The 10,830-nt window shown below is 72.3% G+C and carries 12 protein-coding genes; 9 read left to right on the forward strand and 3 right to left on the reverse strand.

Annotation, left to right across the window (positions count from 1 at the left end):
• Window positions 1–128: 128 nt before the first annotated feature.
• Window positions 129–602, reverse strand: a complete 474-nt coding sequence (locus DVH02_RS28625) for a C40 family peptidase (protein WP_114626757.1) — start codon at window positions 600–602, stop codon at window positions 129–131.
• Between the two features lie 566 nt (window positions 603–1,168).
• Entirely contained in the window at window positions 1,169–1,810 is a 642-nt protein-coding gene (locus DVH02_RS28630) for an ATP-dependent Clp protease proteolytic subunit (protein ID WP_114626758.1), read from the reverse strand.
• 140 nt (window positions 1,811–1,950) lie between these two features.
• On the opposite strand from DVH02_RS28630, the gene DVH02_RS28635 reads away from it, so the two are divergent.
• Window positions 1,951–2,244 (forward strand): type II toxin-antitoxin system Phd/YefM family antitoxin, encoded by a 294-nt coding sequence (locus DVH02_RS28635; RefSeq protein ID WP_114626759.1) that lies wholly within the window; start codon window positions 1,951–1,953, stop codon window positions 2,242–2,244.
• Window positions 2,245–2,316: 72 nt separating this feature from the next.
• Here the strand turns inward: DVH02_RS28635 and DVH02_RS28640 are convergent, their stop codons facing one another.
• Window positions 2,317–3,321 (reverse strand): ABC transporter permease, encoded by a 1,005-nt coding sequence (locus tag DVH02_RS28640; protein WP_233518515.1) that lies wholly within the window; start codon window positions 3,319–3,321, stop codon window positions 2,317–2,319.
• 141 nt (window positions 3,322–3,462) lie between these two features.
• On the opposite strand from DVH02_RS28640, the gene DVH02_RS28645 reads away from it, so the two are divergent.
• The 8 genes from DVH02_RS28645 (at window position 3,463) to DVH02_RS28680 (ending at window position 10,679) form a co-directional block, all read left to right on the forward strand.
• Window positions 3,463–4,125, forward strand: coding sequence for a TetR/AcrR family transcriptional regulator (locus DVH02_RS28645; protein WP_114626760.1), 663 nt, complete (start codon window positions 3,463–3,465; stop codon window positions 4,123–4,125).
• Between the two features lie 122 nt (window positions 4,126–4,247).
• Window positions 4,248–4,550, forward strand: coding sequence for an urease subunit gamma (locus tag DVH02_RS28650; RefSeq protein WP_114626761.1), 303 nt, complete (start codon window positions 4,248–4,250; stop codon window positions 4,548–4,550).
• A 16-nt stretch (window positions 4,551–4,566) separates the two neighbouring features.
• Window positions 4,567–4,878: an urease subunit beta gene (locus tag DVH02_RS28655; protein WP_114626762.1), complete on the forward strand. Its 312-nt coding sequence runs from the start codon at window positions 4,567–4,569 to the stop codon at window positions 4,876–4,878.
• Window positions 4,871–6,637, forward strand: a complete 1,767-nt coding sequence (locus tag DVH02_RS28660; RefSeq protein WP_114626763.1) for an urease subunit alpha — start codon at window positions 4,871–4,873, stop codon at window positions 6,635–6,637. Before DVH02_RS28655 ends, DVH02_RS28660 begins: the two co-directional genes overlap by 8 nt.
• Complete coding sequence (locus DVH02_RS28665) at window positions 6,637–7,326, forward strand: urease accessory protein UreF (RefSeq protein ID WP_114626764.1); 690 nt, start codon at window positions 6,637–6,639, stop codon at window positions 7,324–7,326. The genes DVH02_RS28660 and DVH02_RS28665 overlap by 1 nt, the downstream gene beginning before the upstream one ends.
• Before the next feature lie 37 nt (window positions 7,327–7,363).
• On the forward strand, window positions 7,364–8,041 hold the full coding sequence (gene ureG, locus DVH02_RS28670) for an urease accessory protein UreG (RefSeq protein WP_114626765.1): 678 nt from the start codon (window positions 7,364–7,366) through the stop codon (window positions 8,039–8,041).
• Complete coding sequence (locus tag DVH02_RS28675; protein WP_114626766.1) at window positions 8,038–8,853, forward strand: urease accessory protein UreD; 816 nt, start codon at window positions 8,038–8,040, stop codon at window positions 8,851–8,853. The genes ureG and DVH02_RS28675 overlap by 4 nt, the downstream gene beginning before the upstream one ends.
• Before the next feature lie 179 nt (window positions 8,854–9,032).
• The gene (locus DVH02_RS28680) at window positions 9,033–10,679 is read left to right on the forward strand and encodes an alpha/beta hydrolase (RefSeq protein WP_114626767.1); all 1,647 of its coding nucleotides are present in this window, start codon (window positions 9,033–9,035) and stop codon (window positions 10,677–10,679) included.
• Window positions 10,680–10,830: the final 151 nt, after the last annotated feature.

Consider the following 10,830-nt stretch of genomic DNA (forward strand, 5'->3'; position numbering starts at 1 on the left):
GGGTGCCCGTCCGCGCCGGGTGCGCGTCCGCGCCGGGTGCGCGTCACGGACGGGCACGGTTCACGGACGGGCACGGTTCACGGACAGGCACGGTTCAGGGACGGGCACGGTTCACGGGCGGGGCCCGCTCAGTTCACCCGCCCGTACCAGACGCCCCGGGACCAGATCTTCTCCAGCCGCACCAGGGCGCCGGTCTTCGGCGAGTGCCAGATCTTGCCGCTGCCCGCGTAGATCCCGACGTGGTACACGTTTCTGCCCGAGTGGAAGAAGACCAGGTCCCCCTTGCGGCGCTTCGCGGACGAGATGTGGCGCGTCTTGTTGTACTGCTGCTGTGCGGTGCGCGGGAGCTTCTTGCCGGCCTTCTTGAACGAGTAGACCGTCAGCCCGGAGCAGTCGAACCGGTACGGCCCGGTGGCCCCGTACCGGTACGGCGAGCCCTTCTTCGACGCGGCGACCTTCAGCGCCTTGACGGCGTGTGTCGCCGCCTCGGCCTCGGGCGCGGCGCCCGGTACGAGCAGCGTGCCGCCCACCGCGGCGAGCGTGAGGACCGATACCGCACCGGTCCTGGACAGCAAAGACGGGACATGCGTCTGCGCGGTCATGCGCAACCCTTCGTCAGCCGCCTGTGAAGGATGACCTGTCGGGTTCGGGCTGGCGAAGTCGCCCGGCCGCGGAGCCCTGTCGGAGACAGTTCCCACGGCTTCACCCCAAGGGACGACCACAACCCGCGTCGTCCCGTACTGCTCGGGTCCTCCACTCCTGCCGATCCACTCCTGTCGACTCAGACACCCGGAACGGCGGCAGGACTCGGCGTCCGCCCGGATCGCCCCGCCGGGGGTGGCGGGGGCTTGTCGTCCCAGGGATCTTGACCCAGGAACGCGCCGATTTCCGAGCTGAAACGACGATATGTGAACTTCCTCACGGCTGACCCATAGGAGTGGCGAAGGGGTTTTTCCTACCGGGTTCCTGACGCCCGATGAGGTCCGCGCCTGCGGGAAACCGGGGCCGCGCCATAGCGGTCCGGGCGCCGCGCGCAACTCGACTCCCCGTGGATGTACCGTCAGTTCATACGTTGAACGGGTGAGGGTTTCTCATATGGACGCGCCCGTACGGGAACAGCCGACCGCGGCTCACCCGCGTTTCGCTCCCGCCGCACCGCCTTCGCGGCTCATCCGCCCACCGGACCGAGCCGGCGCGCGGAGGTCTTGCGGCTCTCGGTCACGTGGTCGATCAGTCCGAACGACACGGCTCCCGGCGCGTCGAGGATGGTGTCCCGCTCGATGGTCTCCGCGATCCGGTCCTCGCTCCGCCCGGTGTGCCGCGTCAACATCGTGATCAGCAGGCTCCGCTGACGCAGCATCTCCTGGGCGTGGATCGCCAGATCGGACGGCTGGCCGCGCACCGGCTCCCCGGCCCGCGGCTGGTTCAGTACGAACCGGGCACCCGGCAGGGCCATCCGCTTGCCCGGCGTCCCCGCGGCCACCAGCACGGCGGCGGTCGCGGCGGCCTGCCCCAGGCAGACCGTCTCCACATCGCAGGTGACGAGTTGCATCGTGTCGTAGATCGCGGACATGGCGTCCACCGAACCGCCGGGCGAGTTGATGTAGACCCGGATGTCCCGGTCGGGCGCGTCGTACTCGAGATGGACGAACTGCGCGATCACGTCGTTCGCGGAGGTCTCGTCGACGGCGGTGCCGAGAAAGATGATCCGGTCCTCGAAGAGCTTGGAGTACGGGTCGAGAGTGCGGCTCCCGTGGGTCGTCCGCTCGGTGAACTCGGGCAGGACGTAACGGGACGAAGGGCGGTACATGGGCATGCCTCTCCTCGAAAACGCGGGATTCCGCAGCGTGCGCGTCCGTAGAAAATGTACAGGACGTACAGAATCACGTCCCGGCTGCCGCCCGGTCCTGACCTCGTCGGGTGCCGGTCCGGGGAAATAGGCTGGGGGTCATGGCCTACGAGATTCCGGTGACGCAAGCGCGGGCAGAGCTCGCCGAACTGATCAACCGCGTGGTGTACGGGGGCGAGCGCGTGGTCGTGACGCGGCACGGGAAGCCGCTGGTCGCGCTCGTCTCCGCCGCCGACCTGGAGCGGCTCGAAGGCGAGCCGGAACAGCCGCGGGAGCAGGTGGTCAGCTCGGTGTCGGCGATCCGGCCCGCGGTGCCGTCCGGGCCGGACGAGCGGCGCCGCTTCGGCATCGCGGCGGAGCACCGGCCGGAGCGCGAGGAGCGGCCTCGCGGGTGAGGCACGCGTAAAGGACCGCGCGCCCCCGTCCGCTACAGCGGGGGCGCGCGGCCGGTCGGGAGGGGCGCGGCGTCAGCCGACGGGCACCGCAGTCGCCGTACGGTTCTCGGCCACCGGGTCGTCGCCCGCGGGCGCGGGCTTACCGATCCGCCCACCGGCCAGCACCGCCGCCAGCCCGAGCGCCGCCCACAGGGAGAGCGTCAGGAGCGGGGTCCCGGCGGCGCTGCCGTCGAAGTAGGCGACCGACCGGAGCAGTGAGCCGCCCGCGCCTGGCGGCAGCCGCTGGCCGATGGCACCGATCGGCGCGGGCAGCAGCTCGGGCGCGCTCGTCACCCCCGAGAACGAGTTGCCCAGCAGCACCATCACCACGCTGCCGAGGGCGATCCCGGCCCGGCCGATCAGCGTCGCGAGCCCGGCGACCGCCGCGCCGATGGCCAGCACGGTCAGCCCGATCGACCCGGCCTCCGCCCACCAGTCGCCGGTGAGCACCCCCAGCCAGCTGTGCGCCAGGGCGGCGACGGCGACCCCGGCCGCCGCCGCCGCGCCGGTCAGGCCGAGCGCGGCCCAGGTCCCGCGCAGCCCCAGCACGGTCACCGCCGCGCCGGTCACGATCCCGGCCAGCGCCAGCGGCAGCAGGCTCGCGCCCAGGACGCCGCCGCGCGGATCGGCCGAGGGCGTCGGCACCACGTCGACCACCGGGACGGGGGTCCGCCCCGGCGCCCGAGCGGTCACCGCCTGGGTGAGCAGCTGCGCCACCACCGGGCTCGCCGCCGACGCGGTCAGCAGTCGCACCCCCTCGGGCCCGGCCACCACCGCGCCGTATACGGCCCGGCTCTCGACGGCGCGGCGGGCGGCGGCCTCGTCGGGGTAGCGGTGCAGTTCGAAAGCGCCCCGGTGGTCCCGTTCGAGCCCGGACGCCAGCGGATCCGCCGCGGCGGGCGGGCCGGCGATCCCGAGGGGCAGATCGCGCGGGGCGATCCGGGCGGCGGGCCAGGCGAAGGCCCACAGGGCCAGGGCGGCGACGAGCGGGATCAACAGCATCACCGCGATCAGGCGGCGCGGTGGCGAGCTGGGCATGGTGTCTCGATTCGATGCGGGAGGGGCGGCCGGGAGAGGCGCGCATTCCAAGAGAAGGATCGTTCGTTTTACAGCGCACTCCACTGTCATCACGACTGCGCGCCGCTTGTCAAGAAGGAATGTTCGTTTTACGTTGGGGCCATGGCCCGTGTATCCCAGGAACACCTCGACGCCCGCCGACGGCAGATCCTCGAAGGCGCCGCCCGCTGCTTCACGGCGAACGGCTTCCATGCCACGTCCATGCAGGAGGTGCTCCGCGAGGTCGATCTCTCCGCCGGGGCGGTCTACCGCTACTTCGGCGGCAAGGACGAGCTGATCGGAGCCATCGCCGCCGACGTGCTCGACGGCGTCCGGGGGGCGTTCGACCGGGCCGCGGCCACCCGTCCGCTGCCACCGCCCGACGTGCTGCTGGGCGAGGTCATGCGCGAGCTGCTGGAGAGCGGCGGTCTGGTCGGCGACGACATGCGCACCTCGTCCCGGCTGATCGTGCAGGTCTGGTCCGAGACCCTGCGCAACGAGGAGCTGGCGGAGGTGCTCCGTGACGGCTTCCGGAAGCTGCGCGCGGTGTGGATCCCCCTGATCGAGACGTACCAGGAGACAGGTCTGATGCGCGCCGACGTGCCCGCCCCCGATGTCGCCAGGACCATGATCGCCACGGTTCAGGGATTCATGGCGCAGCAGGCCCTCTTCGGCGAGATGCCCATCGAGGTCCTCCAGAACGGGCTGCGCGGGCTGATGTCGATGGGGGAGCGCGAGCCCTCCGGAGTGCCCGCTGTTAACGCGCCGGTAAAACTTCCGTCCTAACGTGCGCATCCGGCGGTGAAAGTCCCGGCCGACCTTCAACGAAATGTTGAATGTGGCTAGGCTCGCGCTCGGCCCGGCCGTCACCGGGCCGGAGACGATCCGGAGGACGACGAGGTGGATGCGTGCGACTGACACCCCATGAGCAGGAACGCCTGCTCATCCACGTGGCCGCCGATGTGGCCGCCCGACGCCGGGCACGCGGGCTGCGGCTGAACCATCCCGAAGCGGTCGCCCTGATCACCGCGCATCTGCTCGAAGGCGCCAGGGACGGCAGGACCGTCGCCGAACTCATGGTCTCCGGCCGCGAGGTGCTCGGCCGTGACGACGTCATGGAGGGCATCCCCGAGATGATCCACGACGTCCAGGTGGAGGCCACCTTCCCGGACGGCACCAAGCTCGTCACCGTCCACGACCCGATCGTCTGACGGGGGAGCGCCGCCGATGATTCCCGGAGAGATCCTGTACGCCGAGGAGCCCGTCGCCCTCAACGAGGGCCGCGAGGTCACCTCGCTGACCGTGCTCAACACCGCCGACCGGCCCGTCCAGGTCGGCTCCCACTACCACTTCGCCGAGGCCAACCCCGGTCTGGAGTTCGACCGCGCCGCGGCCCGCGGCAAGTGGCTGCACATCGCCGCGGGCACGTCGGTGCGGTTCGAGCCGGGGATCCCCGTGGCCGTCGCACTCGTTCCCCTCGCCGGCCGGCGGATCGTCCCCGGCCTGCGCGGTGAGACCGGAGGAGCCCTCGATGACTGAGTCGCCCAGCGAGCCGCCGAGCGGGCGGGCCGCCGCCGGTGCCGCGCTCTCCCGTGCCCGGTACGCCGATCTCTTCGGCCCCACCACCGGCGACCGGATCCGGCTCGCCGACACCGATCTGCTGGTCGAGATCGAGGAGGACCGCTCGGGCGGCCCCGGACGCGCCGGGGACGAGGCGGTGTTCGGCGGCGGCAAGGTGATCCGCGAGTCGATGGGCCAGTCCCGTACCACCCGGGCCGAAGGCGCGCCCGACACCGTCGTGACCGGCGCCCTGATCATCGACCACTGGGGCATCGTCAAGGCCGACATCGGCATCAGGGACGGCCGGATCACCGGAATCGGCAAGGCGGGCAACCCCGACACCATGGACGGGGTCCACCCCGATCTCGTGATCGGCCCCGAGACCGAGGTCATCTCGGGCAACGGGAAGATCGTCACCGCCGGAGCCGTCGACGCGCACGTCCACTTCATCTCCCCGACCGTCGTCGACCAGGCGCTGTCCAGCGGCATCACCACCCTCGTCGGCGGCGGCACGGGACCGGCGGAGGGCACGAAGGCCACCACCATCACCCCGGGGTCCTGGCATCTGACCCGGATGTTCGAGGCGTTGGAGACCTTCCCGGTCAACATCGGGCTGCTCGGCAAGGGCAACACGGTCTCGCGCGAGGCGATGCGTGCCCAACTGCGCGCCGGAGCGCTGGGGTTCAAGATCCACGAGGACTGGGGCGCCACCCCCGCCGTCATCGACGCCTGTCTCGGCGTCTGCGAGGAGACCGGCGCGCAGCTCGCCCTCCACACCGACACCCTGAACGAGGCGGGCTTCGTCGGCGACACCCTCGCCGCCGTCGCCGGACGCACCCTGCACGCCTACCACACCGAGGGCGCGGGCGGCGGGCACGCACCGGACATCATCACGGTCGTCTCCGAGCCGTACATCCTGCCCAGCTCCACCAACCCGACCCGGCCGCACACCGTCAACACCATCGAGGAACACCTCGACATGCTGATGGTCTGCCACCACCTCAACCCCGCGGTGCCCGAGGACCTCGCCTTCGCGGAGTCCCGCATCCGGCCCTCCACCATCGCGGCCGAGGACATCCTGCACGACCTCGGGGCCATCTCGATCATCTCCTCCGACTCCCAGGCGATGGGACGGGTCGGGGAGGTCGTCATGCGCACCTGGCAGACCGCGCACGTGATGAAGAAACGCCGGGGCGCCCTGCCGGGCGACGGCCGCGCGGACAACCACCGGGCCCGGCGCTATGTCGCCAAATACACCATCAACCCGGCCGTCGCGCAGGGACTCGACCACGAGATCGGCTCGGTCGAGACCGGCAAACTCGCGGATCTGGTGCTCTGGGAACCGGCCTTCTTCGGCGTCAAGCCCCAACTCGTCATCAAGGGAGGCCAGATCGCCTACGCGCAGATGGGCGACGCCAACGCCTCCATCCCGACGCCCCAGCCGGTGCTGCCCCGGCCGATGTTCGGGGCACTGGGCAGGGCGGCCGCGGCCGGGTCGTTCAACTTCGTCTCCGAGGCGGCGATCGAGGACGGACTGCCCGAACGCCTGCGCCTGGAAAAGGAGTTCGTGCCGATCCGCAACACACGACGGCTCACCAAGGCGGACATGCGGGAGAACGACGCGCTGCCGCGCGTCGAGGTCGACGCCGACACCTTCACGGTGACGATCGACGGAGAGCCGGTCGAACCCGCGCCCGCCGCCGAACTCCCGCTGGCCCAGCGCTACTTCCTCTTCTGATGGCGGGCGCACAGGCGGGCAGGGCCGCCCTCCTCGTCCTCGCCGACGGCCGGTTCCCCGCCGGCGGCCACGCCCACTCGGGCGGCGCGGAACAGGCCGTCAGAGCGGGCCGGATCAGGGACGCCCACGACCTGGCGGAGTACTGCCGGGGCCGGCTGCACACCGCCGGTCTCACCGCGGCGGCGCTCGCCGCCGCCGCGGCCGGCGGCCTGGACCCGCTGGAACTCGACGCGGCGGCCGACGCCCGCACCCCCTCGCCCGCGCTCCGGGCCACCGCGCGCAGACTCGGCAGGCAGCTGATGCGCGCGGCGCGGGCCACCTGGCCGGGGCCCGAGCTGACCGCGCTCGCCACCGCCCTGCCGCGCGGCGCGCATCAGCCCGTGGTGCTCGGCCTCACCGCCAGGTCCGCCGCGCTCACCCCCGAGGACGCCGCGTACTGCGCCCTGTACGAGGCGGTCAGCGGCCCGGCCACCGCCACCGTACGGCTGCTCGGCCTCGACCCGTTCGAGGCCACCGCCGTACTCGCCCGGCTCGCGCCCGAACTGGACGAGGCCGCGGCCCGCGCCACCGCGCGGGCCGCACGCGCCGCGCACGAGGGGACCGACGTGCTGCCCGCCGCCGCCGGGCCGCTGCTCGACATCGCCGCCGAGGCACACGCCGCCTGGCCGGTCCGCCTCTTCGCCTCCTGACCCCCGCCCGTCCCCCCGCCCCTCCAGGAGCCGCACCATGCATCTCGACCACAGCCACGAAGGACCCGCCGCCGTCGGCGCCGACGCGCTGCGCCCCGACGGCAGGCGGCGCGCCCTGCGCGTCGGGCTCGGCGGCCCCGTCGGCTCCGGCAAGACCGCGACCGTCGCCGCGCTCTGCCGCACCCTGCGCGAGCGGCACTCCCTCGCCGTCGTCACCAACGACATCTACACCCGCGAGGACGCCGAGTTCCTGCTCAGGGAGGCCGTCCTGCCGCCCGAGCGGATCCAGGCCGTCGAGACCGGCGCCTGTCCGCACACCGCGATCCGTGACGACATCTCCGCCAACCTCGAAGCCGTCGAGGACCTGGAGGACGCCGTCGGACCGCTCGATCTGATCCTCGTGGAGTCCGGCGGCGACAATCTCACCGCCACCTTCTCCCGGGGACTCGTCGACGCGCAGATCTTCGTCATCGACGTGGCGGGCGGCGACGACATCCCGCGCAAGGGCGGCCCGGGGGTCACCACCGCCGATCTCCTCGTGATCAACAAGACCGACCTGGCGCCGTACGTGGGCTCCGACCTCGGCCGGATGGCCCGCGACGCCAAGGAGCAGCGCGGCGAACTGCCCGTGCTGTTCACCTCCTTGAAGGGACAGGACGGCGTGGCCCCCGTCGCCGACTGGGTGCGGGCGCGGCTCGCCGCCTGGACGGCGTGAGCGTCCGCGCCACCGCCCGGATCGTCGCCACCCGCGCCGGACTGCCGGTGCTGGCGGGCGAGGGCCCGCTCGCGGTACGCCGCACCCGCGCCGAAGGCCCCGGCAGCCGGGTCACCGTGATCGGCGCCATGAGCGCGCCCCTGGGCGGCGACCGGCTGGCCGTCGAGGTGGCGGTACGGGAAGGGGCCCGGCTCACCGTGGACTCGGCCGCCGCCACCGTCGCCCTGCCCGGACGCCGTGACGGCGCCGAAGGACCGGCCCACTACGACATTCGGCTGACCGTGGCGGACGACGCCCGGCTGAACTGGCTGCCGCAGCAGCTCATCTCCGCGTACCGCAGCGAGCTGCGCATGCGTACCCGCGTCGAACTCGCCGCCACCGCCCGGCTCGTCCTGCGCGAGGAACAGGTACTCGGCCGGCACGGTGAACCGCCGGGCACCCTGCTCAGCAGGCTGACCGTCCACCGCGCCGGACGCCCGCTGCTCGACCAGGAGAGCGCCTACGGTCCCGGCGCGCCCGGCGGCTGGGACGGCGGGGCGGTGCTGGGCGGATATCGCGCGGCGGGGCAACTCCTGTGCGTGGCGCCCGGATTCGACGAGAGGCCCGTGGAGGCGCGGATGCTCGGCTCCACCGCCGTGCTCACCCCGCTCGCCGGACCCGGCTTCCTGGTCACGGCGGTCGCCCCGGACGCCCTGCGGCTGCGCCGGGTGCTGGACGGCGTGCTGGACCGCGTGTTGAACGGCGTGCCGGACGGTGTACGGGACGAGCGGGGGAATGACGTACCGGACGAGGCACTGGACGCGTACCGCTGAGCGGTACCACACTCTCCGGTTATTGGTTCGGTAAAGAAATGGCGGACCGGCCTGTTCTCAGCCACCCCACTGGCGGAAAGATCCAGGGAGTCCGACAGCGGAACTGATCGAGTGATCAGCCGAGTGTCCAACAGGGACCGCGCCGCGGGAGCGGCGCGCCACACAGGGGGAGAAACCACGTGAGACGCACCACAGTGCTCGGCTCGGCCGGCACGCTGATAGCGGGCACGCTCCTAGCCGGTGCGATCGCCGCCCCGATCGCGAACGCGGACGGCGGCCACGCCGCCGCCACGGCGGCGAGCGGCTCGGCCGCCCGCGAGGCCGCCCGCGAGGCCGCCCGTGACGCCGCGAAGAACGCCGCCGCGGCGGCGGGCACGGCCATCGCCGCCGCCCGCGCCGCGAAGCAGGGCGTCGACTGGCGCGACTGCCCGGCCGACTGGGCCCTGGAGAAGCCGATCCAGTGCGGCTGGGTGAAGGTCCCGCTCGACTACACCAAGCCTCTCGGCAAGCAGATCGAGATCGCCGTGGACCGCATCGGCTCCACCGGCACCAAGGGCGAACGCCAGGGCTCCCTGGTCTACAACCCGGGCGGCCCCGGCGGCTCCGGCCTGGCCTTCCCGCGCCGCGTCGTCACCAACAACGCGATCTGGGCGGACGCCGCCAAGGCGTACGACTTCGTGGGCTTCGACCCGCGCGGCGTGGGCCACTCCGCGCCCATCTCCTGCGTCGACCCGCAGGAGTTCGTCAAGGCGCCCAAGGCCGACCCCGTTCCCGACAGCGAGGCCGACAAGCGCGCGCAGCGCAAGCTGGCCGCCGAGTACGCGGCGGGCTGCAAGGAGCGCAGCGGCGAGATGCTGCCGCACATGACGACGCCGAACACCGCGCGCGACCTGGACGTCGTCCGGGCGGCGCTCGGTGACAAGAAGCTGAACTACGTCGGCGTCTCCTACGGCACCTACCTCGGCGCCGTGTACGGCACGCTGTTCCCCACGCACGTACGGCGCATGGTCGTCGACAGCGTGGTCAACCCGTCGAAGGAGAAGATCTGGTACCAGGCCAACCTGGACCAGGACATCGCCTTCGAGACCCGGTTCCAGGACTGGCTGACCTGGGTCGCGAAGAACGACGCCGCGTTCCACCTCGGTGACACCGAGGCCAAGGTCGCCGAGCAGTGGGAGACGCTGCGCGCCGCCGCCAAGAAGGCGCCGCTCGGCGGGGTCGTCGGCCCCGCCGAACTCCTCGACGTCTTCACCAGCGCGCCGTACTACGACTCCGCCTGGGTCTCGACCGCCACCCTGTGGAGCAAGTACGTCGCGGGCGACACCCAGCCGCTCATCGACGCGGGCTCGCCCGACCTGTCGGACACCGCGGGCAACGCCAAGTCGGAGAACGGCAACGCGGTCTACACCGCCGTGGAGTGCACCGACGCCAAGTGGCCGGCCGACTGGAAGACGTGGGACCGGGACACCACCCGGATCCACCGCGACCACCCGTTCCTGACCTGGTCCAACACCTGGATGAACCTGCCGTGCGCCACCTGGGGCGTCAAGCAGCAGACCCCGGTGGAGGTCAAGACGGGCAAGGGCCTGCCCCCGGTGCTGATCACCCAGTCCACCCGGGACGCGGCCACGCCGTACGCGGGCGCCGTCGAACTGCACCAGCGCTTCAAGGGCTCGCGCCTGATCACGGAGAAGGACGCCGGATCGCACGGCATCACCAACCTGGTCAACCCGTGCGTCAACGACCGGGTGAAGGCGTACCTGTTGACGGGAGCGCTCGACAGCGCCGATGTGACGTGCGCCCCGCACGCCACGCCCAAGCCGTAGCGCGACCGGCTCCCTGAGGGAGCCGTGTTCGTCCGGTGACGACGGCAGGGGGCGACCGGTCCGCGCGACCGGTCGCCCCCTGCCGTACGAACCGGACCGGGGCCCAGAACTCCTCGCCCCGGACATGGACGGGGCGAGGAGTTCTGGGCCC

Origin of the sequence: Streptomyces corynorhini (assembly GCF_003346515.1) — a bacterium.
Taxonomy (GTDB): Bacteria; Actinomycetota; Actinomycetes; order Streptomycetales; family Streptomycetaceae; genus Streptomyces; species Streptomyces corynorhini.

Bases quoted from the DNA above. Each gene is read 5' to 3' on its own strand.
- ureG (WP_114626765.1), top strand. From the start codon at position 7,364: ATGCATCTCGACCACAGCCACGAAGGACCCGCCGCCGTCGGCGCCGAC.
- DVH02_RS28625 (WP_114626757.1), bottom strand. From the start codon at position 602: ATGACCGCGCAGACGCATGTCCCGTCTTTGCTGTCCAGGACCGGTGCG.
- DVH02_RS28665 (WP_114626764.1), top strand. From the start codon at position 6,637: ATGGCGGGCGCACAGGCGGGCAGGGCCGCCCTCCTCGTCCTCGCCGAC.
- DVH02_RS28630 (WP_114626758.1), bottom strand. From the start codon at position 1,810: ATGTACCGCCCTTCGTCCCGTTACGTCCTGCCCGAGTTCACCGAGCGG.
- DVH02_RS28655 (WP_114626762.1), top strand. From the start codon at position 4,567: ATGATTCCCGGAGAGATCCTGTACGCCGAGGAGCCCGTCGCCCTCAAC.
- DVH02_RS28645 (WP_114626760.1), top strand. From the start codon at position 3,463: ATGGCCCGTGTATCCCAGGAACACCTCGACGCCCGCCGACGGCAGATC.
- DVH02_RS28660 (WP_114626763.1), top strand. From the start codon at position 4,871: ATGACTGAGTCGCCCAGCGAGCCGCCGAGCGGGCGGGCCGCCGCCGGT.
- DVH02_RS28635 (WP_114626759.1), top strand. From the start codon at position 1,951: ATGGCCTACGAGATTCCGGTGACGCAAGCGCGGGCAGAGCTCGCCGAA.
- DVH02_RS28640 (WP_233518515.1), bottom strand. From the start codon at position 3,321: ATGCCCAGCTCGCCACCGCGCCGCCTGATCGCGGTGATGCTGTTGATC.